At 70.5% G+C, this 22,487-nt stretch carries 19 protein-coding genes; 15 read left to right on the forward strand and 4 right to left on the reverse strand.

Annotated features, from left to right (window positions below; translation table 11 throughout):
* Nucleotides 1-64: 64 nt before the first annotated feature.
* Nucleotides 65-1,897 carry an AMP-dependent synthetase/ligase gene (locus RIF65_RS05315; protein ID WP_309066360.1) on the reverse strand — a complete coding sequence of 611 codons (1,833 nt, stop codon included), beginning with the start codon at nt 1,895-1,897 and terminating at the stop codon, nt 65-67.
* A gap of 116 nt (nt 1,898-2,013) precedes the next feature.
* Between RIF65_RS05315 and RIF65_RS05320 the strand changes: the two genes are divergently transcribed.
* Both RIF65_RS05320 and RIF65_RS05325 read left to right on the forward strand, forming a co-directional pair.
* Entirely contained in the window at nt 2,014-2,712 is a 699-nt protein-coding gene (locus RIF65_RS05320; protein ID WP_309066359.1) for a lysophospholipid acyltransferase family protein, read from the forward strand.
* 65 nt (nt 2,713-2,777) lie between these two features.
* The gene (locus RIF65_RS05325) at nt 2,778-4,115 is read left to right on the forward strand and encodes a class II 3-deoxy-7-phosphoheptulonate synthase (RefSeq protein WP_309066358.1); all 1,338 of its coding nucleotides are present in this window, start codon (nt 2,778-2,780) and stop codon (nt 4,113-4,115) included.
* Between the two features lie 76 nt (nt 4,116-4,191).
* Here the strand turns inward: RIF65_RS05325 and pknB are convergent, their stop codons facing one another.
* Nucleotides 4,192-6,138: a Stk1 family PASTA domain-containing Ser/Thr kinase gene (gene pknB / locus RIF65_RS05330; protein WP_309066357.1), complete on the reverse strand. Its 1,947-nt coding sequence runs from the start codon at nt 6,136-6,138 to the stop codon at nt 4,192-4,194.
* 82 nt (nt 6,139-6,220) lie between these two features.
* Nucleotides 6,221-7,384: a muramidase family protein gene (locus tag RIF65_RS05335; protein ID WP_309066356.1), complete on the reverse strand. Its 1,164-nt coding sequence runs from the start codon at nt 7,382-7,384 to the stop codon at nt 6,221-6,223.
* A 217-nt stretch (nt 7,385-7,601) separates the two neighbouring features.
* Between RIF65_RS05335 and RIF65_RS05340 the strand changes: the two genes are divergently transcribed.
* Complete coding sequence (locus RIF65_RS05340; protein WP_309066355.1) at nt 7,602-7,946, forward strand: Rv2175c family DNA-binding protein; 345 nt, start codon at nt 7,602-7,604, stop codon at nt 7,944-7,946.
* A gap of 12 nt (nt 7,947-7,958) precedes the next feature.
* Here the strand turns inward: RIF65_RS05340 and RIF65_RS05345 are convergent, their stop codons facing one another.
* Nucleotides 7,959-9,047 carry a polyprenyl synthetase family protein gene (locus tag RIF65_RS05345; protein WP_375142131.1) on the reverse strand — a complete coding sequence of 363 codons (1,089 nt, stop codon included), beginning with the start codon at nt 9,045-9,047 and terminating at the stop codon, nt 7,959-7,961.
* A 91-nt stretch (nt 9,048-9,138) separates the two neighbouring features.
* Here RIF65_RS05345 and RIF65_RS05350 point away from each other — a divergent pair, with 91 nt between their 5' ends.
* The 12 genes from RIF65_RS05350 (at nt 9,139) to RIF65_RS05405 (ending at nt 22,423) form a co-directional block, all read left to right on the forward strand.
* The gene (locus tag RIF65_RS05350; RefSeq protein WP_309066353.1) at nt 9,139-9,522 is read left to right on the forward strand and encodes a DUF3040 domain-containing protein; all 384 of its coding nucleotides are present in this window, start codon (nt 9,139-9,141) and stop codon (nt 9,520-9,522) included.
* A 284-nt stretch (nt 9,523-9,806) separates the two neighbouring features.
* On the forward strand, nt 9,807-10,238 hold the full coding sequence (gene mraZ / locus RIF65_RS05355; RefSeq protein WP_309066352.1) for a division/cell wall cluster transcriptional repressor MraZ: 432 nt from the start codon (nt 9,807-9,809) through the stop codon (nt 10,236-10,238).
* Nucleotides 10,239-10,334: 96 nt separating this feature from the next.
* Nucleotides 10,335-11,273, forward strand: a complete 939-nt coding sequence (gene rsmH / locus RIF65_RS05360; RefSeq protein ID WP_309066351.1) for a 16S rRNA (cytosine(1402)-N(4))-methyltransferase RsmH — start codon at nt 10,335-10,337, stop codon at nt 11,271-11,273.
* The gene (locus tag RIF65_RS05365) at nt 11,270-11,830 is read left to right on the forward strand and encodes a hypothetical protein (RefSeq protein WP_309066350.1); all 561 of its coding nucleotides are present in this window, start codon (nt 11,270-11,272) and stop codon (nt 11,828-11,830) included. The genes rsmH and RIF65_RS05365 overlap by 4 nt, the downstream gene beginning before the upstream one ends.
* 31 nt (nt 11,831-11,861) lie before the next feature.
* A complete protein-coding gene (locus RIF65_RS05370; protein ID WP_309066349.1) occupies nt 11,862-13,652 on the forward strand; it encodes a peptidoglycan D,D-transpeptidase FtsI family protein in 1,791 nt (596 codons plus the stop codon).
* 30 nt (nt 13,653-13,682) lie between these two features.
* Nucleotides 13,683-15,095 (forward strand): UDP-N-acetylmuramoyl-tripeptide--D-alanyl-D-alanine ligase, encoded by a 1,413-nt coding sequence (locus RIF65_RS05375; protein ID WP_309066348.1) that lies wholly within the window; start codon nt 13,683-13,685, stop codon nt 15,093-15,095.
* Nucleotides 15,092-16,198: a phospho-N-acetylmuramoyl-pentapeptide-transferase gene (gene mraY / locus RIF65_RS05380; RefSeq protein WP_309066347.1), complete on the forward strand. Its 1,107-nt coding sequence runs from the start codon at nt 15,092-15,094 to the stop codon at nt 16,196-16,198. The genes RIF65_RS05375 and mraY overlap by 4 nt, the downstream gene beginning before the upstream one ends.
* Nucleotides 16,195-17,730 carry a UDP-N-acetylmuramoyl-L-alanine--D-glutamate ligase gene (gene murD / locus RIF65_RS05385; RefSeq protein WP_309066346.1) on the forward strand — a complete coding sequence of 512 codons (1,536 nt, stop codon included), beginning with the start codon at nt 16,195-16,197 and terminating at the stop codon, nt 17,728-17,730. The genes mraY and murD overlap by 4 nt, the downstream gene beginning before the upstream one ends.
* On the forward strand, nt 17,699-18,883 hold the full coding sequence (gene ftsW, locus RIF65_RS05390) for a putative lipid II flippase FtsW (protein WP_309066345.1): 1,185 nt from the start codon (nt 17,699-17,701) through the stop codon (nt 18,881-18,883). Before murD ends, ftsW begins: the two co-directional genes overlap by 32 nt.
* A complete protein-coding gene (locus RIF65_RS05395; protein ID WP_309066344.1) occupies nt 18,880-19,956 on the forward strand; it encodes a UDP-N-acetylglucosamine--N-acetylmuramyl-(pentapeptide) pyrophosphoryl-undecaprenol N-acetylglucosamine transferase in 1,077 nt (358 codons plus the stop codon). Before ftsW ends, RIF65_RS05395 begins: the two co-directional genes overlap by 4 nt.
* A gap of 12 nt (nt 19,957-19,968) precedes the next feature.
* Nucleotides 19,969-21,369, forward strand: coding sequence for a UDP-N-acetylmuramate--L-alanine ligase (gene murC, locus RIF65_RS05400; protein WP_309066343.1), 1,401 nt, complete (start codon nt 19,969-19,971; stop codon nt 21,367-21,369).
* 1 nt (nt 21,370) lies between these two features.
* The gene (locus RIF65_RS05405; protein WP_309066342.1) at nt 21,371-22,423 is read left to right on the forward strand and encodes an FtsQ-type POTRA domain-containing protein; all 1,053 of its coding nucleotides are present in this window, start codon (nt 21,371-21,373) and stop codon (nt 22,421-22,423) included.
* The last annotated feature ends 64 nt before the right edge of the window (nt 22,424-22,487 follow it).

Consider the following 22,487-nt stretch of genomic DNA (forward strand, 5'->3'; position numbering starts at 1 on the left):
TTTCGGCCGGGGGGGGGGGTCCGGGGGGGGGGGGGGGCCCCCCCCCCCCCCCCCCCGCGTCCGATCAACCCCCCAGCGGGACGTTCGTGGTCTGCACCGGCTCGTCGTAGATCTTCGCGATCTCGTCGGCGAAGTCCTTCAGGATCACGTTGCGCTTGATGGACATCTTCGGTGTGAGGTGACCGCTCGCCTCGGTCCACTCCTGGTCGAGGATCGTGAACTTGCGGATCGACTCCGCCCGCGAGACGTGCTTGTTCGCGCGGTCGATCGCCCGCTGCACCTCGGCGCGGACCGTCTCGTTGCGCGCGGCATCCGCCAGCGACATGTCGGCGGGCAGGCCGTTGTTGCCCAGCCAGGTCGGCAGCATCTCGGGGTCCAGGGTGATCAGCGCCGAGATGAACGGTCGCTGGTCTCCGACCACCACCACCTGGCCCACGATGGGGTTGGAGCGGATGGGGTCCTCGAGCACCGCGGGCGCCACGTTCTTGCCGCCGGCGGTCACGATGATCTCCTTCTTGCGACCGGTGATGGTGAGGAAGCCCTCGGCGTCGATGCTGCCGATGTCGCCGGTGCGGAACCAGCCGTCGCGGAACGCCTCGGCGGTGGCCTCGGGGTTCTTCCAGTACTCCTTGAACACGTTGATGCCGCGCACCTCGATCTCGCCGTCCTCGGCGAGGCGGATGCCGACGCCGGGGAGGGCCGGCCCCACGGTGCCGATCTTGGACTTGTCGGCGAGGTTCACCGTCGCCGGGGCCGTCGTCTCGGTCAGGCCGTAGCCCTCCAGGATCACCACGCCGAGGCTGTGGAAGAAGTGGCCGAGACGCGGGCCGAGCGGGGCTGAACCGGACACGGCGTACTCGACGTTGCCGCCCATGGCGGCACGCAGCTTGGAGTACACCAGCTTGTCGAACAGCGCGAACTTGACCTTCATCCCGAACGGGATCTTCTTGCCCTCCTCGAGCAGCTGCGAGTGCTCCACCGCCACCGCTGCGGCGGCGCGGAAGATCTTGCCCTTGCCGCCCGCCTCGGCCTTCTGCTCGGCCGAGTTGTACACCTTCTCGAACACGCGGGGGACCGCCAGCAGGAAGGTGGGCTTGAACGATCCGAGCGCCGGGAGCAGTTGCTTGGTGTCGGGCTGGTGGCCGGTGCGCACGCCGGCGTGGATGTTCAGGATCGAGATGAACCGGGCGAACACGTGGGCGGTCGTGATGAACAGCAGCGTCGACGCGCCCCCGGGGGCGTCCAGCACCTGGTGCAGCGCCTTCGCGGCGTTGCGGCACAGCTCGACGAAGTTGCTGTGCGTGAGCACGCATCCCTTGGGGCGCCCGGTCGAGCCCGAGGTGTAGATGAGGGTGGCGATGTCCTCGCCGCGGGCAAGGTGGCGGCGCCGCTCGATCTCGGCGTCCTCCACGCTCGCACCCTGCGCGGTGAGGGTGTCGATCGCACCGAGGTGCAGCTGCCACACCTCGCGCACCAACGGCAGGTCGCTGCGCACCTCGTCCACCCGCGCGAAGTGATCGGGGGACTCGACGATCAGCGCGGTCGCGCCGGAGTCCTCGAGGATCCACTGGATCTGCGCGGGCGAGCTGGTCTCGTAGATCGGCACCATGACCGCGCCGGCGTAGAACAGGGCGAAGTCGACCAGGGTCCACTCGTACGTGGTGCGCGCGATGAAGCCCACCTTCTCGCCGGGCTGGACGCCGCCGGCCACGAAGCCCTTGGCGAGCGCGATGACCGCGGTCTGGAAATCACGGGCGGACACGTCGCGCCAGCCGGCGCCGTCCGGCACCGAGAACAAGGCCCGGTCGGGGGTCTGCGCGACGCGATCGGCGAGCAGATCGGTGATGTTCGCCTCCGGGTCGGCGGGGACGATCGCGGGGACTTCGAACTGGACCACGGCAGCTCCTTCGGTACCGGAAGTACGGATATGCAACGAGTCTAGGCTATGGGATTCAGTCGCAGACAAAATGAAACTCAGTCGCAGGGACGGGGGCGGCGCTAGACTGCGAGGCGATGTTCTACTGGCTGATGAAGTACGTCGTTCTCGGCCCGCTGATCAAGGGGATCTTCCGCCCGTGGGTCGTGGGACGCGACAACGTGCCCGTCAGCGGCGCGGCCATCCTGGCCAGCAACCATCTGTCGTTCGCCGACTCGATCTTCCTGCCCCTCATGATCGACCGACCCATGTCGTTCCTGGCGAAGAGCGACTACTTCACCGGGCGCGGCCTGAAGGGCTGGGCGACCCGCTTCTTCATGAGCGCCACCGGCCAGATCCCGATCGACCGCTCCGGTGGCAAGGCATCGGAGGCGTCGCTGAACACCGGCCTGCAGGTGCTCGGGCGCGGGGACCTGCTGGGCATCTACCCGGAGGGCACCCGCAGCCCGGACGGCAAGCTGTACCGCGGCAGGACGGGGCTGGCGCGCATGGCGCTCGAGGCTGGGGTCCCGGTGATCCCGGTCGTCATGGTCGACACGGACACGGCGATGCCGATCGGCACCCGCATCCCGAAGGTGATGCGCGTCGGCGTGGTGATCGGCGAGCCGCTGGACTTCTCGCGCTACGCAGGCATGGAGAACGACCGCTACATCCTGCGGTCGGTCACGGACGAGATCATGGTCGCCCTGCAACGGCTCGGCGCGCAGGAGTACGAGGACGTGTACGCCTCGACCGTCAAGGACCGCCTGCCGGTCAAGCCGTCGCGACGCCGCTGAGCGAGCGGCTCGCACCTGTCGTCACAGGGCGCTGGGCGCGTTTCTGCGCCCACTAAGCTGGAGGGATGCTTCCCTCGCACCCTGATCTCGACGCGTGGCGGTCTCTTCCCATCAAGCAGCAGCCCCAGTGGCCGGACGCCGAGCGGGTCGCCGAGGTCTCCTCCCAGATCGCCGCGCTGCCGCCGCTGGTGTTCGCCGGTGAGGTCGACAACCTCCGCGACCGCCTGGCGCGCGCTGCCTCCGGCAACGCCTTCCTGCTCCAGGGCGGCGACTGCGCCGAGACGTTCGCCGGCGCCACCGCCGACCAGATCCGCAACCGGATCAAGACCGTGCTGCAGATGGCGGTCGTCCTCACCTACGGCGCCTCGATGCCCGTGGTGAAGATGGGGCGCATGGCCGGCCAGTTCGCCAAGCCGCGCTCCAGCGACACCGAGACCCGCGGCGACGTCACCCTGCCCGCGTACCGCGGCGACATCGTCAACGGCTACGACTTCACCGAGGGCTCCCGTCAGGCCGACCCCGGCCGGCTGCTGCAGGGCTACCACACGGCCGCGTCCACGCTGAACCTCATCCGCGCCTTCACCCAGGGCGGTTTCGCGGACCTGCGCGAAGTGCACTCGTGGAACAAGGGCTTCGCGCAGAACCCGGCCAACCAGCGCTACGAGCGCATGGCTGTGGAGATCGACCGCGCCATCAAGTTCATGGAGGCGGCCGGCGCCGACTTCGACGAGCTCAAGCGCGTCGAGTTCTACACCGGCCACGAGGGGCTGCTCATGGACTACGAGCGCCCGATGACCCGCATCGACTCCCGCACGAGCACGCCCTACAACACCTCGGCGCACTTCCTGTGGATCGGTGAGCGAACCCGCGACCTGGACGGCGCTCACGTCGACTACTTCTCGCGCATCCGCAACCCGATCGGTGTGAAGCTCGGCCCCACCACGACGCCCGAGACGGCGCTGGCGCTGATCGACAAGCTCGACCCGGAGCGCGAGCCCGGTCGCCTGACGTTCATCACGCGCATGGGAGCCGGCAAGATCCGCGACGCGCTGCCGCCGCTGCTCGAGGCGGTCAAGGACTCCGGCGCGACACCTCTGTGGGTCACCGACCCGATGCACGGCAACGGCATCACGACGCCCACCGGCTACAAGACCCGTCGCTTCGACGACGTCGTCGACGAGGTGCGCGGGTTCTTCGAGGCGCACCGCGCCGTGGGCACGTTCCCCGGCGGCATCCACGTCGAGCTCACCGGCGACGACGTCACCGAGTGCCTGGGGGGCTCGGAGCAGATCGACGAGGCCGGCCTCGCGACCCGCTACGAGAGCCTGTGCGACCCGCGTCTGAACCACATGCAGTCCCTGGAGCTGGCGTTCCTGGTCGCCGAGGAGCTCGAGCGGCGCTGACCGGCACACGACAGCGGCCGTCCCGGTGATCGGGGCGGCCGCTGTCGTGTGCGCGGGAGCGGGGAGCCGGCGCGGGTCAGAACGGGTTGCTGCGGATCAGCAGGCGGACCTCGGCGCCCTTGCGGCGCATCTCGCCCTCGCCGGGATCCGACCCGGTCACCTCGGTGAAGTCGTTGGGGAAGGCGCCCCACACCGCGCTCCAGGTGGGCTCGAAGCCGGCGTCGCGCAGCTTCTGCGCCGCCTCGTCGCGGGTGAGCCCCTCCACGCCCGGGACCTCGAACAACTGCGGGCCCTTCGACACGATCAGGGTGACGGTGTCGCCCGTCTTCCAGAGACCCTCCTGCTCGCGGTCCGCGATGCCGATGACCAGGCCCTCGTCGAGGTCGTTGTGGAACTGTTCGATGCGCTCCTCGTTCACGACCAGTTCGGCATCCGTGAGCACGTTCGTCGCGTCGCCCACCGACTTGCCGGTGACGTCCGGAACGGGCCCGACGGAGATCTGCACCAGGGCCGAGTCGGCCTCGTGCAGCGTGCAGCCGCCACCGCACGCGAACGGGTCGCCGCCGTCGCGCGGTGTGACGCGCACGTTCAGCACGTGACCGGCGTCGAGCTTGTCGAAGTACTTCTCCGGCTCTTCGGCGACCTGGACGTTCGCCTCGGCGAGGATGTCGCGCACCTCCTGCTCGGTGCGGCCGGTGAGCTCGGGGATGGTGTGCTCGGCCGGCCCGGCCGACACGATCACCGCCACCTCGGCGCCCTTGTCGAGGCGCTCGCCCTCACCCGGCTCGGTGTCGATCACAGTCCCGGCCTCGACCTCCGTCGAGTTGCGCTCCGTGCGGTGCGGAGCGAAGCCCTCGGCCACCAGTTCGGCCGCGGCGGCCTCGTAGGTCATCCCGGCGACGCCGGGGACGGCGATGAGCGAACCGGGGCCGGAGCCGAACCACCAGCCGACGCCGCCGGCGAGCACGGCCAGCAGCAGCACCAGGGTGAGCAGGAAGGCGCCGCGCGCGCGGCGACGGGCGGTGCGCCGACGCAGCAGCGTGGCGTTGTCGGAAGCCTGTCCGACCTCCGCCGTCGCGTCGGCGGTCATCAGCGACGCGCCGGGCAGGATCTTCGTCACCGCCCCGGAGTCGTACTCGGCGGAACCGGGGGAGGTGGTCGTGACGACCGGTGTGACGCCCAGTTCGCGCTCGATGTCGCGCAGGCGCTCGAGCATCTCCCTCGCGTCGACGGGGCGCTCGTCGGGGGACTTCTCCGTCGCCCAGAGCACCAGCTCGTCCAGTTGCTCCGGCACCGACGGGTTGCGCACGCTCGGACGCGGCACCTGCTCCGTGGCGTGCTGGAACGCGATCTGCATGGGCTGCTCGCCCTGGTACGGCTGCTCCCCGACGAGCATCTCGTACAGCATGATGCCCAGGGCGTAGATGTCGCTGCGGGCGTCGGCGGTGCCGCGCGTGACCAGCTCTGGTGCCAGGTAGGCGATCGTTCCGAGCAGTTGCGCGCCGGTGGCGGTGTTCGCGGTCGTGGCGCGCGCCAGGCCGAAGTCGCCGATCTTGATGCGGCCGTCCTCGGCCAGCAGCACGTTCTCCGGCTTCACGTCCCGGTGCACGATGCCGGCCTTGTGCGCGGCGGCGAGGCCCGACAGGATCGCGTCCATGATCGTGATCGTCTGCGCGACGGTCAGCCGCTTCTGCTCGCGGAGCAGTTCACGCAGCGTGATGCCCGGCAGGTACTCCATCACCAGGTAGGCGAGCTCGCCGTCCTGGCCCTGGTCGAACACGTTGACCACGTGCGGGTCCGCGAGGCGCGCCGCCGCTCGAGCCTCCTGGATGAAGCGGCTCTGGAAGGCGGAGTCGTCGCTGAGATGCGCGTGCATCACCTTGAGGGCGATGCGACGCTCCAGGCGCATGTCCGTGGCGACGTACACCGTCGCCATGCCGCCGCGCGCGATGCGCGCCCTGACCCGGTATCGACCGTCGACAAGCCGCCCGATGAGCGGGTCGGCCTGCTGGTTGGTCGTCACAGGGAGAGTCTATGAAGAAGCGGCTGTGAGCCCGGGGAACGGCTCGCCCCCGTCGCATCTCGAAACGGTGACGACTGGCGTGTCATCCCAGGGTGGCGAGCCACTGCCGCGCCTGCTGCTCCCACTGCCCGTAACGGTCGGGGAACGCCGAGATCTGCACGGCCTGCGCGGCGCCGGTGAACGACTTCGTCTGCCAGCCGGGGATGTCGAGCAGTCCCCGCGTGGTCGAGCCGTTCGGGTCCTGCGCACCGCCGTAGAACACTCGGATGCTGCGGTCCGCGTCGAGGATCTGCGCAGCGGTGCCCCAGCCGTAGCTCGGCCGCTGCTGGAACAGGCCCAGCGAGTCGCGGTCGCCGTAGTCCAGGTTGCGCAGCGACGACTCCACCATGGCGGTGGCGAGCGCGATGGCGATGCCCCGGTCAGGGACGCCGAGCTCGCGGCCGATGCGGATGATGCGCACCGCATTCGCCTTCTGAGCGGCGTCGAGCGACGCGAAGCGCTGGCCGGGCGTGGGCGGCGCGAGGCGCAGCGTCTGTCCGGGGTAGATGATGCTGCCGTTGCCCAGGCCGTTCGCGGCGAGCAGGGCCGAAACAGTGGTGCCGTACTTCTTCGCGATCCCGTACAGGGTGTCGCCCGCGACGACCTTGTGCGCACCGGTCGCCGCGGGAGGTGCGGCCGGCTTCGAGACCGCCGCGGCGGGCACGGGGGCGGCGGTGGGAGCGGCGGTCGAAACCGTGAGCTTCTGGCCGGGATAGATGATCGCGCTGCGTCCCAGGCCGTTGGCGGCGATGATCTTCGCCACGGTGGTGCGGTACTTCTTGGCGATCGCGTACACGGTGTCGCCGCGCACCACCGTGTGGGTGGTGGCCGCGGTCGACGTCGCGGCTGGGCGCGGCGCAGGAGCGGATGCCGGTGCCGCGGCCGCCCCGGTGAGGCGCAGCCTCTGGCCGGGGTAGATGACCGAGCGCGGCGTCAGTCCGTTCCAGCTGAGCACGTCGGCGGTGCGCAGCCCGTACTTGCGGGCGACCGCCCACACTGTGTCACCGGGCTTCACGACGTGGGTGGCGGGCGACGCGGTCGCCGCGGGGCGCACGGCCACGGCCACGGCCTGCAGGGGTCCGGCGGCAGCGGGCGTCGAGCGCGGAGTCATCGCGGAAAGGGCACCGCTGCGCGGCTCCTGCGCCTCGGCCGGGGCCGCGGTGAGAACAGCCGCGAGCGTGCCGATCACCGCCGCGGGTGCCGTCATCGTCGCAGTCATCGTGCGTACTCGTGCTGCCGTGGAACGTGTGCTCATATCGCCTTCTCCCCCTGGATCGCTGTTGACACGCTGGCACGGTTGTAAAGAGTTGTCAACAGAAGTGACCTCTGATGCCGATGTGATTGGTGTGGTTTGCCCCGTCACACTGCGTCCTTCACGCTCGCCCGGTGTCGTGGGGTCGATGTGGGAGTGAGATAGTGGAGGCGTGTCTGAGAACGTCAGTGACCCCACCGCTTGGCTGACCGTCCCCGATCTCGTCGAGGTGCTCGGCGAAACGCCGGGCCGGGTCCGCCGGCTCCTCGACGAGCACCACCTGATCGGCTCCCGGCGTCACGGCGCCTTCGCGGTGCCGGCGGTGTTCGTCGTCGACGGTCGCCCGCTGTCCTCGCTTCGGGGCACGGTCATCGCGCTGAAGGACGCCGGCTTCACCGACGACGAGGCGATCGACTGGCTGCTCGCCGAGGACGACACGCTGGGACGCACGCCGATCGCCGCCCTTCTGGACGGGCACAAGAGCGAGGTCCGCCGCATCGCGCGCACGCTCGCCTGAGCCGTTCCGCTCTCAGGCGGTGCGGCTGATCGCGGCGTCCGCGAGCGCCTGCAGCTCGGCCACGGCCGACCCGTGCAGTTCCGAGGACCGCAGCGCGGCGTCGGCCTGCGCGGTGTAGTCGGCGATCATGGCCTCGACACGCTCCAGCGCTCCGGTGCGCCGGATCACCGCCTGCAGCGTCTCCACCTCGTCGGGGGAGAGCGCGGGGTCTCCGAGACGGGTGTCCAGCCGGTCGCGTTCGTCGGGCGCGAGCCGCTCCCGGGCGAGCGCGATCAACGCGGTGCGCTTCCCCTCGCGGAGATCGTCCCCCGACGGCTTGCCGGTCACGGCGGAGTCGCCGAAGACACCGAGTACGTCGTCGCGCAGCTGGAACGCCATGCCGACCGGAGCGCCGAACGCGCGCAGAGCGCTGAGCTGTCCGGCATCCGCGCCGGCGAGCAGCGCGCCGAGCGCGAGCGGCTCCTCGACGCTGTATCTCGCCGACTTCAACGACACCACCCGCAGCGCGCGCTCCAGCAGGTCGGCGGGAGGGCTCACGCTCCACGCCGACTCCTCCGTGATGTCCAGCAGCTGGCCGACGGTGACGTCCCGGCGCATACGCGCGTACTCCGCCCGGACAGCGCCGGCATGCGGATGCCCGGTGACGGACTCCTCGAACAGATCGTCGCTCCAGGCCACCAGCAGGTCGCCGAGCAGCACCGCCGCGGATCGGCCGAACGCCTCGGCATCGCCGGCCCACCCGGCCGCACGGTGCGCCTGCTCCAGAGCGCGATGCGAGGCGGGGCGGCCCCTGCGGGTGTCGGAGTTGTCGATGAGATCGTCGTGCACCAGTGCGGCGGACTGGAAGATCTCCAGCGCCGCGCACAGCGACCACAGACTGTCCGGCTCGCCGATCGCGGGGTCGGCGCGGCGGGCGACGGCGGCCCAGCCGGCGTGACAGAAGCGCGCACGCAGGCGCTTGCCGCCCCGGAGGGTGTCGCTCGCGGCATCCAGGAACAGCACGGCGTCGGGGCCGTATTCCGCACCGGCGCGACGGGTGCGCTCGAGGAAGTCGCTCAGGCGGGAGGCGACGGCGTCTGCGACAGGGGAGGAGGCCACGATTCCCAGCCTAGATGCAGGTATCCGACCGCCTTCCGGTAGCCGCCCGGCTCGAGCGCGAGTAGACTGGAATGATCGAGACGAGGGGGACGGAATGCCTCTTTCCGAACAGGAGCAGCGTCTGCTCGACGAGATGGAACGCCATCTCCTCAAGAACGATGCCGATGTCGTGACGGCGCCGTCGGGTGACCGTGCGCTGAGCTACCGCAACCTGGTGTACGGCGCGCTGCTGTTCCTGGCGGGCATCGGCGGACTGATCGCCGCGGTGGCCGCCCGCGAGTCCCTCGGAGCCGCCGGCAGCATCGTGCTCGGCGTCATCGCATTCCTCGCCATGCTCGGCGGTGCGATGCTCGCCTTCACCCCCGTGCGGCGTCCGCAGGCCGCCGCCGAACCTTCGCGACGATCATCCCGCTCCAAGGACTCGTCCTTCATGGACCGCATGAACGACCGATGGGACCGCCGCCAAGAGGATCGATGATCCCGCAGAGCGCCCTCCGCTCGCACTGAACTCGAAAGCCCGGATGCCATGCATCCGGGCTTTTCGCATGTCCGGCATCCGAGCGGCGCGTCTTCCTCCACCCGCCCTCCACCACCCCTCCACCACCCTCCACCCCCGTGTTTCCGCGAGAACACGGGGGTGCGCTGCGTCCGCACGGGCCGTTGGCAGGAACTCGGGGAGATTGTGCGTAGGAAAGTGGGGGGAAGTGGAGTAAAGTGGTGCGCACCTCGAGTCAGGCCGGAACACAGAGGGGGTGATGGCCGATGTTGCTGGGTACTCACACGCCGAAGCTCGACGACAAAGGCCGTGTGATCCTCCCGGCGAAATTCCGTGAAGACCTGGCAGGCGGCATCGTCGTCACTCGAGGGCAGGAACGCTGCCTGTACGTGTTCAGCACGGCGGAGTTCGAGACGCTGCACGAGCGCATCCGCCAGGCGCCGCTGAGCAACAAGCAGGCCAGGGACTTCCTGCGCCTGTTCCTCTCCGGCGCCAGCGCCGAGATGCCGGACAGCCAGAACCGCATCACCATTCCCGCGCACCTTCGCCAGTACGCGGGGCTGGAGAAGGAGCTGGTGGTCACCGGCGTCGGAGCCCACGCCGAGATCTGGGACGCGGCCGCCTGGAACGCGTACCTGGAGAGCAACGAAGAGACCTACGCAGATCTGGAACAGGAGGTGATTCCCGGATTGTTCTGACCACGGCTGTGATGCCTCGCCGCTCCGCCCCGACACACTTCCCCGGTGCCGGGTCGAGCGGAGAGGAATCAGAGCCGGAGGTCACGGGAAGAGATCATGAGCCTCCGCGACATCCACACCCCCGTCCTGCTCGACCGCTGCGTCGAGCTGCTCGGCCCCGCCCTCCGGCGCGACGGCGCCGTGCTCGTCGACGCCACCCTCGGCATGGGCGGTCACTCCGAGTCCTTCCTGGAGCGCTTCCCGAACATCCGGCTGGTCGGTCTGGACCGCGACACCGACGCTCTTCGCATCGCGGGGGAGCGGCTCGCGCGGTTCGCCGACCGGGTGACCCTGGTGCACACCGTGTATGACGAGATCGGCCTGCACGCGCAGGGCGCGTCCGGCATCCTGTTCGACCTCGGGGTGTCGTCCCTGCAGCTCGATGAGGCCGACCGCGGCTTCGCCTACTCGAAGGACGCGCCGCTGGACATGCGGATGGACCAGACCCGCGGCATCACCGCCGCGCAGATCCTGGCCGAGTACAGCGAGGGGCAGCTGCGTCGCATCTTCGAGCGCTACGGCGAGGAGAAGCTCGCCGCCCGGTACGCGCGGTTCATCGTTCAGGCGCGGGAGACCCGGCCGCTCACTCGTTCCGGCGAACTCGTCGACCTGCTCGTCGAGGCCACCCCCGCGGCCGCGCAGCGGGCGGGGCACCCCGCCAAGCGCGTGTTCCAGGCGCTGCGAATCGAGGTCAACACCGAGCTGAGCGTGCTGGCCGACGCGATCCCCGCGGCGATGGATGCACTCGCGGTCGGCGGGCGCATCGCCGTCATGTCGTACCAGTCGCTGGAGGACCGCCTCGTCAAACAGGCGTTCGCCGCCGCGTCGTCGTCGACGGCACCCGCCGGCCTCCCCGTGGAGCTGCCGGAACACGCCCCCCGCTTCCGCGTCCTCACCAAGGGTGCCGAGCTGGCGGGCGAGGAAGAACGGGCGCGCAACCCGCGCGCCATCCCGGTGCGTCTGCGCGCCGCCGAGAAGCTGAGGGAGACGGCATGAGCCTCCAGGCACTGCGCGCACAGCCGCGCACCGAGCCGGCGAAGGCACCGGAGCGACGCCTGCGCCCGGTGATCGAGCCGGACCGTCGGCACCGTCCGAAGCTCGCATACGCGGTGGTCGCCCTCGGCGGCGCCCTCGCGATCGGCGTGGCGCAGATGGCGCTCTCGCTCGCCGCGACGCAGGACTCGTTCGTGCTCGCCGAGCTGAATGCCGAACACCGTGCGCTCGGGCTGGAGAAGCAGGCGCTGAAGGACCAGATCGTCGGGCTCAGCTCGCCGCAGTCGCTGGCCAGCAAGGCCGACGCCCTCGGCCTGGTGGTCGCGGGGTCGGCATCCTATCTGCGACTCAGTGACGGCACCGTGCTGGGCGCGGGGGAGAGCGCCGACTGGACCTCCACCGTCGACCCGAACGGCGCGAGCGCGGTGGGCAACGCCCTGCTCGTGCCGCCTCCGGAGCCGGAGAGCAGCACCCCCGCCGACTCGACCGCGCAGGAGGCGACCGCAACGCCGCTTCCTCCGGCCGTCACCGACGGCCTCCCCTCACCGACCACCCGCTAGAGACCGCTGAGAACCAGGACGGAGAACCGGCATGACGACACGAGCCGACAGAGGTCCGCGCCGGCGCACCGTCGCGGCTCTCGCCGTCATCCTGGTGGTGCTCGCCGCGTTCATCGTCCGCCTCGTCGACATCCAGGTGGTGAGCGCCGCCGAGCACGTCGCCGACTCGGTCAACACGGGCAAGCTCGGCGTCACGCAGCCCATCCACGGCGCGCGCGGCGACATCGTCGACGCCACCGGCACGGTCATGGCATCCACCGTGCTCGTCTACGACGCCCAGCTCGACCCCAAGCTCATCCAGGACAACGAGGACGAGGACGACTCGGCGAAGAAGATCGCGCCGCCGTGGTCCGAGGTGAGCGATGAGATCGCGCACATCATCGGCAAGAACGGCGACGACGTCCGAGCCCTGGTCGCCGACGCACTCGCCGAGAACGAGTCGTCACGCTACGCCCAGCTGGCACGCGGGCTCTCCACGGCGCAGTACCTCGAACTGAAGGACCTCGGCCTGCCCTACCTCGCGATGCCGTCCCGCTCGGTGCGGGTGTACCCGAACGGCGCCGTCGCCGGCAACACCATCGGCTTCCTGAACGGAGAGGGCGCCGCACAGTACGGCGTGGAGCGGATGGCCGACGAGTGCCTGGCGCCCACGAACGGCGAGGAGTCGTACCTGCGCGGAAAGGGCGGCGTGAAGATCCCCGGCAGCGAACGGATCACTCCGGCCGTGGACGGCGGCACCGTGCAGCTGACGATCAACAGCGACCTGAACTGGTACCTGCAGCAGATGATCGCCGAGGAGGCGCGCCGTCAGGGCGCCAAGGCCGGCACGGTCACCGTCGTCGAGGCGAAGACCGGCAAGATCCGCGCCGCCGCGGAGTACCCGGCCGTGGACCCCAACGACATCAACGCGGTCGATCCGGCCTACTGGAAGTCGCACATCTTCTCCGATGAGTTCGAACCAGGCTCGACGTTCAAGGCGATCACCGCCGCCACCGTGATCGACCAGGGCGCGGCGACTCCGACCTCGCACGTGACCGCCCCGAGCCGCGAGCGGTTCCCGAACGGTGCCGTGATCAACGACCCGTTCGGGCACCCGGTGTACGAGTACACGCTCGCCGGGGCGCTGATCGACTCCTCGAACGTGTCGCTGTCGAAGTTCGGCACCATGGTCGATCCGCAGACCCGGGTCGAGTATCTCAAGCGGTTCGGCGTCGGTGAGAAGACGGCAGTGCACTTCCCCGGCGAGGCGGACGGCGGTGTGCGCGACGCGAAGACCTGGGACAACCAGACCCTCTACACGACCACGTTCGGGCAGGCCTTCACCGTGACCACCGCTCAGCTCGCCGGCGCCTACCAGGCGCTCGCCAACGACGGCACGAAGATCGATCTGTCGCTCATCGAGTCGTGCACGGACGTGGACGGCACCGTCAAGAAGGCGCCGGAGCCGGACTCCCACCAGGTGATCAAGCCCGACACCGCCGCGCAGGTCCAGCGGATGCTGGAGAACGTGGCGGTCCAGGGCGGACTGTCCAAGACCATCGACGTCCCCGGTTACCGGATCGGGTCGAAGACCGGAAGCGCGCAGAAGTCGAACGGGCACGGCGGGTACAAGCAGGGCGTCTATTTCACCAGCATCGTCGGCATGGCCCCCATCGAGGACCCCCAGTACGTCGTGGTGGTCACCATGGACGAGCCGACTAAGATTAGGTCTTCCGCCGCGACCGCGGTCGCCTTCCAGAAGGCCATGACCCAGGTGCTGAAGACCTACCGCGTCGCGCCGTCCTCGCAGCCCATGGACGAGCTGCTCCCCAAATTCGACTAGCCGGCGATCCGCCGCGCATGGAGATGTCACATGATCGCCCTGTCGCTCGCTGAGATCGCCGCCATCCTGGACGGCGAGCTGCGCCTCGCCGCGGCGGATGCGCCGGACACCGTCGTGTCCGGATCCGTCGACACGGACTCCCGCGCCATGCAGCCGGGATCGATCTTCGTCGCCAAGCCCGGTGAGACGACCGACGGCCACCGCTACGTCGGCGCCGCCGTCGACGCCGGCGCCGTGCTGGCCATCGTGGAGCGTCCCGTCGACGTCGAGGTGTCCCAGATCGTCGTCACCGACGCCGTCGAGGCGCTGGCCGCCCTGGCCCGCGCGGTAGTGGCGCGGGTGCGCGCCGCGGGGGAACTGCGCATCGTCGGCATCACCGGTTCGAACGGCAAGACCACCACCAAGAACTTCCTCGCCCGCATCCTCTCCGACGAGGGCGAGACGGTCGCGCCCATCAAGTCCTACAACAACGAGGTGGGTGCACCGCTCACCATGCTGCGGGTCACCCCGACCACCCGTTTCCTGGTGTGCGAGTTCGGCGCGGCCGGGGTGGGCAGCATCGCCCGGCTCGCCGGCCTGGTCGAGCCCGACGTGGCGGTGGTGCTGATGGTCGGCATGGCGCACGCCGGCGGCTTCGGCGGCATCGAGCAGACCGCTCTCGCCAAATCCGAGCTGGTGAGCGCCACGCGCCGCGGCGGCACCGCAGTGCTGAATGCCGACGACCCGCGCGTCTGGGCGATGCGCGCGATCGCCGAGGAACGCGAGATGGACGTCGTCGGCTTCGGGCAGGGCACCGCGGCCGACGTGCGCGCCGAGGCGATCGAGGTCTCCGCATCCGGCACCTCCTGCACGGTCGTCGTCGACGGCGTGTCCGCTCCGCTGCGGCTGAGGGTGCTCGGTGCGCACCACATCGGCAACGCGCTGGCCGCGATCGCCGCCGCACGGGTCCTGGGGGTCGCCGCGCCGTCGTCGATCGCTCGTCTGGAGACCGTCGAGATCGCCGAGCGGTGGCGGATGCAGCCGATGGGCAACGACCGCGTGCGCATCATCAACGACGCCTACAACGCCAGCCCGGACTCGATGGCGGCGGCGCTGCGCACGCTCGCCCAGATCACCAGCCCCGAGGAGCGCACCGTCGCCGTCCTGGGCGCCATGAGCGAGCTGGGGGATGCCGCCGGCGAGGAGCACGACCGCATCGGCCTGCTGGCCGTGCGGCTCAACATCCAGCGCATCGTCGTGGTCGGCCCCGAGGCACGCCGGCTCTACCTCTCCGCGATCGGCGAGGGCTCCTGGGACGGCGAGGCCGTGCACCTGCCCGACCAGGACGCCGCGTTCGAGTACCTGAAGGGCGAGCTCCGCGACGGCGACCGGGTGCTGGTCAAGTCGTCCAATTCCGTCGGGCTCCGGCACCTGGGCGATCGTCTGGGAGAATTGTTCTCGTGAAGTCCCTCCTCATGGCGACGGCGATCTCGCTCGCCTTCTCGCTCTTCCTCACACCCGTGTTCCTGAAGGTCTTCCGCAGGATCGGGTGGGGACAGGTCATCCGCACCCCGGAGGACATCGCGAACCCGAGCCACGAGGCCAAGCGCGGCACCCCCACGATGGGCGGCGTCATCTTCATCGCCGGCACCATCGTCGGCTACTTCGCCGGCGTCCTGTTCGGCGGCAGCACCCCGGCGCTCTCGGCGATGCTGGTGCTGTGGCTGATGGTCGGCTTCGGCATCGTCGGCTTCATCGACGACTACATGAAGGTGCGCAGCCAGCGCAGCCTTGGTCTGTCCGGCTGGCGCAAGATCGTCGGCCAGCTGCTCGTGCTCATCCCGTTCGGCATCCTCGCCCTGAACTTCCCGAACCGGTTCGGCCAGTACCCCGCCAGCGGGTACGTGTCGCTGTTCCGCGACATCCCTTGGCTGAACCTGTTCGCCTTCGGCGCCGTGCTGGGCTGGATCCTGTACCTGATCTGGATCTCTGTGATCGGCGTCGCCACCTCGAACAGCGTCAACCTCACCGACGGGCTCGACGGACTCGCGGCGGGCGCCGGCGTCGTCGTGGTCGGCGCGTACAGCCTGATCGCGTTCTGGCAGTTCCAGCAGTCGTGCGTCGGCTCCGACACGGTCCTGGCCGGATGCTACGAGGTGCGCGAACCGCTCAATCTCGCCACCGTCGCGGCGGCGTTCGCCGGCGGCCTGGTGGGGTTCCTGTGGTGGAACGCGCCCAAGGCGAAGGTGTTCATGGGCGACGTCGGGTCCATGGCCATCGGCGGCGTCGTGACCGCGATGGCCATCCTCACCCGCACCGAGCTGCTGCTGTTCGTGATCGCGGGCATCTTCGTGATCTCGTCCGGTTCCGTCATCCTGCAGCGGCTGTACTTCAAGATCACCCGCGGCAAGCGCCTGTTCCTCATGAGCCCCTTCCACCACCACCTGGAGATGCGCGGCTGGCAGGAGGTCACGATCGTCGTGCGGCTGTGGATCATCGCCGGCCTGCTCGCGGTGTCGGCCGTCGGGCTCTTCTACGTCGACTGGCTGAGGCTGGCCGAGGGATGAACGCGAACCGACTGGACACGCTGACCAGCTGGCACGCCGACTGGTCGGGGCTGCGGGTGGCGGTGCTCGGGCTGTCGATGACGGGCTTCTCGGCGGCCGACACCCTCACCGAGCTGGGTGCCGAGGTGCTGGTGCTCTCCGAGGACGCCTCCGAGGAGTACGCCCGGCTGATCCCGGTGATCGGCGCACGCCTCGAACTCGGTGCGCTCGATCCGGTTCCGGCGGCCCTGATCGACTTCGCCCCCGACGTGGTGCTCGCGTCGCCCGGCTTCGCCCCCGCGCACCCGGCGATCCGCTGGGCGCAGGAGAACGAGGTCCCGCTGTGGGGTGACGTCGAACTCGCCTGGCGGGTGCGCGACAAGGTCACCCGCGCCGACGGCACCCCGGCGGACTGGGTGCTGATCACCGGCACCAACGGCAAGACCACCACCACTCAGCTGACCGCGTCGCTGCTCGTCGAGGGCGGGCTGCGCGCCGCACCGTGCGGCAACATCGGTGTGCCCGTGCTGGACGCGGTGCGCGACCCGGCCGGGTTCGACGTACTCGTCGTCGAGCTCTCCAGCCACCAGCTCTGGTACATCGGGCAGTCCTCGCAGGCCGGACAGCTCGTCCCGCACGCCTCCGTCTGCCTCAACCTCGCCGACGACCACCTGGTGTGGCACGGCAGCGCCCGCGCCTACCGCGACGCGAAGGCCGTCGTCTACCGCAACACCCGCGTCGCGTGCGTGTACAACAAGTCCGACGCCGCGACGATGGAGATGGTCGAGGAGGCCGACGTCGTCGAGGGCGCCAGGGCGATCGGATTCGACCTCGGCACACCAGGTCCGAGCGACCTCGGCATCGTCGACGGCATCGTGGTCGATCGCGCGTTCCTCGACGACCGGCGCACCAGCGCGCTCGAGCTGACCACCCTCGACGAGCTGCGCGCCGCGGGGCTCGCCGCGCCGCACATCGTGCAGAACATCCTCGCCGCCGCCGCGCTCGCCCGCTCGCTCGAGGTCGCGCCCGAGGCGATCCACCGGGCCCTGCAGGGCTTCCGGCTGGACGCCCACCGCATCCAGGTGGTCGCCGAGCACCGCGGCATCCGGTGGGTGGACGACTCGAAGGCGACCAACCCGCACGCCGCCGCCTCGTCGCTGCGGGCGTACCCCGGCGCGGTGTGGGTCGTCGGCGGGGATCTCAAGGGCGTCGATCTGTCCGAGCTGGTTGCGACCGCCGGGGGCACCGCGCGCGCCGCCATCGTGATCGGGGTGGAGCGCGAGCCCGTGCTCGGCGCATTCCGGCGACACGCGTCGCACGTGCCGGTCTTCGAGGTGGTCCCTGGGGACACTGGAGAGGTCATGGACCGTGTCGTGGAACTGGCGACCGGGATCGTCGACGGCGAGGGGACGGTGCTGCTGGCTCCCGCCGCGGCCTCCTTTGACCAGTTCACCAGCTACGCGGACCGGGGAGAGCGCTTCGCCCAGGCGGTGCGCGCATGGATCGAGCGGGGGAGCGCGGATGACGCAGACGGCTCACCCGCCGCGGACTGACGGCGGCGGTCTCGCCGCGCGGGTCTCGCTCGGACGGCTGTTCACGCTGCCGTCCAGCGAGTTCGTCCTGATCGGCTCGACCGCCACGCTGCTGACCGTGTTCGGCCTGGTGATGGTGCTCTCCGCCACGAGCGCCAACCCGACCGCCCCGTTCGAGGGTGCCATCCGCCAGGGCATGTTCGCGCTGGCCGGCATCCCGCTGATGCTGGTCGTGAGCCGGATGCCGGTGGCGTTCTTCCGCAGGATCGCGTGGTTCGCGCTGATCGGCGCCATCGCGTTCCAGCTGCTCGTGTTCGTCCCAGGACTCGGCGTCTCCTCGTACGGGAACCAGAACTGGATCCGCATCGCCGGCACCCAGCTCCAGCCCTCCGAGTTCCTCAAGCTCGCCCTGGCGATCTGGATCGCCGCGGTGCTGCTGCGCAAGCAGGCCCGGCTCGGGATCTGGCACCACGTGTTCATCCCGGTCGTCCCGGTCGCGGCTCTCGCGATCGGCACGGTCATCGGCGGCGGCGACCTCGGCACCGCGATGATCCTGGTGCTGGTCGTGCTCGGCAGCCTGTTCTTCTCCGGCGTCAGACTGCGCCTGTTCATCCTGCCGCTGCTGATCGGCGGTGCCGCCGTCGCCGCGTACGCGCTGTCCAGCGAGAACCGCATGAACCGTATCATCGCGGCGTTCAACCCCGACGACTGCGACTACTTCCGGGAGTGCTACCAGTCCACGCACGGAATCTGGGGCATGGCCAACGGCGGGTTCTTCGGCGTCGGGCTGGGCAACTCGCAGGAGAAGTACGGCTGGCTTCCCGCCGCCGCGAACGACTACATCTTCGCGATCGTCGGCGAGGAGCTCGGGCTCATCGGCTGCCTGCTCGTGCTGGCCCTGTTCGGATGCTTCGCCGTCGGCGCCTTCCACATCATCCGCAAGACCGCGGACCCGTTCATTCGCGTCGCCACCGGCGGCATCGTAGTCTGGATCATCGGCCAGGCGCTGATCAACATCGGTGTGGTGCTGCGGGTGTTCCCGGTGCTCGGCGTGCCCCTGCCGTTCATGTCCCAGGGCGGCACGGCGCTGCTGTCTGTGCTGCTCGCCTGCGGAGTGCTGCTCGCCTTCGCCAGGACGATCCCCGCACCCGAGAAGGGCAAGGTCGCCAGGTGACGACGTACCTCCTGGCCGGCGGAGGCACCGCCGGCCACGTCAATCCGCTGCTCGCAGTCGCGGACCTGCTGCGCCGACGCGACGACGCCACGGTGCTCGTGCTGGGCACGAAGGAGGGCCTCGAGGCCCGGCTGGTTCCGGCGCGCGGCTACGAGCTGCTCACCGTCGACAAGGTGCCGTTCCCGCGGCGACCGAACCGCGCAGCGCTGGCGTTCCCCGGACGGTTCCGTCGGGCGGTGGCGCAGGCGCGCGCGCACATCCGCGCGCACTCCGTCGACGTGGTCGTCGGTTTCGGCGGCTACGCGTCGGCTCCGGCCTACGTCGCCGCGCGCCGCGAGCGGGTGCCGTTCGTGGTGCACGAGGCGAACGCCAGGCCCGGACTCGCGAACGTCCTCGGCGCGCGCCGCGCCGCCGCCGTCGGCGTCGCGTTCGAGGGAACGCCGCTCAAGCGCGGAGAGGTCGTCGGGATGCCGTTGCGCCGTGAAGTCGTTGACCTGGACCGTCGGGCGGCGCGCGCCGATGCCGCCGCGGAGTTCGGTCTGGATGCCGACAGGCCGGTGCTGCTGGTGTTCGGCGGCTCGCTCGGCGCGCAGCGGCTGAACGACGCACTGGCCGACTCGTGGGGTGATGTGCTCGCCGCCGGCTGGCAGCTGCTGCACGCGACAGGGGAGCGCAGCGAGCAGGTCGATCCTGGAGTCCCCGGCTACACCATGCGCCGCTACATCGATCGCATGGACCTCGCCTTCGCGCTGGCAGACGTCATCCTGTCGCGCTCCGGCTCCGCCACCGTGAGCGAGGTCAGCGCGCTCGGCATTCCCGCCGTGTACGTGCCGTACTCGGTCGGCAACGGCGAGCAGCGTCTCAACGCGGCATCCGCCGTCGCCGCCGGCGCTGCGATCCTGCTCGACGACCCCACCTTCAACGGCGACGCGGTCCGGACCGAGGTCATCCCGCTGCTGCGCGACCGGGAACGGCTGGCGCGGATGACCGCCGCGGCCGAGCGGGTCGGCACCCGCACGGGCACCGAGAACCTGGTGGCGCTCATCGACCGGGCCCTGGCCGGTGGAAAGTAGACTGAACCGGACATGATCAGACCCGACCTCTCCCTCCCGATCCCCGAGTCCATCCGCTGCGCCCACTTCATCGGCATCGGCGGTTCGGGCATGAGCGGACTCGCCCGGATGTTCCTGGATGCCGGCATCCGCGTCTCCGGCTCCGACCGCGCCGACAGCGACAACCTGCGCGCTCTTGCGGCGGCCGGCGCCGAGGTGCACGTCGGGCACGACGCCGCCCACCTGGGCGACGCGGACACCGTGGTGCACACCGGCGCGATCTGGCCGGAGAACCCGGAGTTCGTCACCGCCAAGGAGCGTGGCCTGCACGTGATCCACCGCTCGCAGGCACTGCACTGGCTGGTCGGCGGGCGACGCCTGGTGTCGGTGGCCGGCGCGCACGGCAAGACCACCTCCACCGGCATGCTGGTCACCGCGCTGCAGGTGCTCGGCGCCGACCCGAGCTTCGTCAACGGCGGGGTGATCGAGCAGCTCGGCACGTCCAGCGCCACCGGAACCGACCCGCTGTTCGTCATCGAGGCCGACGAATCCGACGGCACGTTCCTGCTGTACGACACCGCCGTCGCTCTGATCACCAACGTCGACCCCGACCACCTCGACTTCTTCGGCTCCGAGGGCGCCTTCTACGACGCGTTCGTGCGCTTCGGGAACGAGGCGTCCGAGGCGGTCGTGATCTCCAGCGACGACCCCGGCGCGCAGCGCGTGCGCGCGGGTCTCACGCACGGCACCGTCGTGACGTTCGGCCGGGCGGCGGACGCAGACCTGCGCATCGACGACATCGTCACCCGCGGCCCGGTCTCGGCGACCCTCGTGCACGGTGAGGAGAGCGTCCGCATGCAGCTGCGGGTGCCAGGCGCGCACAACGCGATCAACGCCGCCGGCGCCGTCGCCGTGCTGCTCACCCTCGGCCACGGGCTCGCCGACTCGGTGCGCGCCGTGGAGGGATTCGGTGGCACCGTGCGTCGGCTGGAACTGCACGGCGAGGCGCGCGGCGTGCAGGTCTACGACGACTACTCGCACCACCCCACCGAGGTGCGCGCGGCGCTCGAGGCGATGCGCACCGTCGCCGGCGACGGCCGCATCATCGCCATCCAGCAGCCGCACACGTACTCGCGCACCCAGCACATGTACCGGGAGTTCGCCGAGGTGCTCGAGGAGCTCGCCGACCACACCGTCATGCTCGACGTGTACGGCGCCCGCGAGGACCCGGTGCCCGGGGTCACCGGCGAACTGGTCAGCGGCGCGTTCGGCGACCAGGACAAGGTGCACTACGTGCCCGACTGGCAGGAGGCCGCCGACTACACTGCGCGGGTCGCGCGCGACGGCGACTACGTGGTCACGCTCGGCTGCGGCAACGTGTACCAGATCATCCCCCAGGTGCTCGAGTCGCTCCGGCGCACCCCCGAGGACTGACATGCGACGCCCGGCACCGCTCCCCGCGTCCGCGGACGAGCCCGAGGAGGCCGGTGACCGGCCCGCGGCACCCGCGCGGCGCACCGCCGCGGCGCGGGAGCGCGTCGCGCCCCGTCGGCCGGTGCATGAGACGTCCGTCGAGTCCGCCGACCCGGCGCACCCGACCGTGCCGATCGACGAGGCGCTGCCGCCGCGCGTCACCGTGCCGGCGGCGGAAGCGTCCGCAGGCCCCGCCCGCGCGGGCAGCACGGCCGGCGCCGGAGCGGATGCCGTCGCGGGACCCGCCGCCGCCGCGCAGGACCTCCGCAGCATCGACGTGTGGCGCGCGGCGCGTGCCAGGCGCAAGGCGCTGCGCGCCGAGATCCGCCGGTTCACGCAGCGGTCTCGCCGTCGTCGCCTCGTCTGGTGGGGCTCGCTGGGGGCGGTGGTCGCCCTCATCGTGGGCAGCGTCGTCGCCGCGTACAGTCCGCTGTTCGCTGTCGAGAAGATCACCGTCGCGGGCACGAGCACCCTCGACCCGGCATCCGTCGAGAAGGCCCTCGACGAGCAGCTGGGTGCGCCGCTTGCGCTCGTGGACGCCAGCGAGGTGAAGGCGGCGCTGGTCGCCTTCCCGATCATCGAGTCGTACGCACTGGAGGCCAGGCCCCCGCACGAACTGCTGGTGCGCATCGTGGAGCGCACCCCCGTCGGGGTGATCCGGTCGGACGCCGGGTACTCGCTCGTCGATGCCGCCGGTGTCGTGCTGGCGACCACCGAGCAGGTCCCGCAGGGTCAGCCGGTGCTGAAGATCTCCGGCGGCACCGGCTCCTCGGCCTTCCACAGCGCCGGCCTCGTGGTGCGTTCGCTCCCCGCCGATCTGCGCACCGCGCTGGTCGAGGTGCACGCCTCCTCGGCGGACGACGTCACCCTCGCACTGCAGGGCGGGCGCACCGTGGTGTGGGGGAGTGCCGACGACTCCCCGAAGAAGGCCGCCGCTCTCGTCAAGGTCATGGCGGCGGCACCGGACGCCCGCTCCTTCGACGTCTCGTCGCCCTCCGTCGCCGTCGTCCGCTGACGCGCACGCCCCGCCGTGGATCGGATGCCGGAGGGATCGGCCCGACACGCCGTGTCGCTGCAGG

The sequence above is a fragment of the Microbacterium sp. genome (genome assembly GCF_031180975.1).
Lineage (GTDB): Bacteria > Actinomycetota > Actinomycetes > Actinomycetales > Microbacteriaceae > Microbacterium.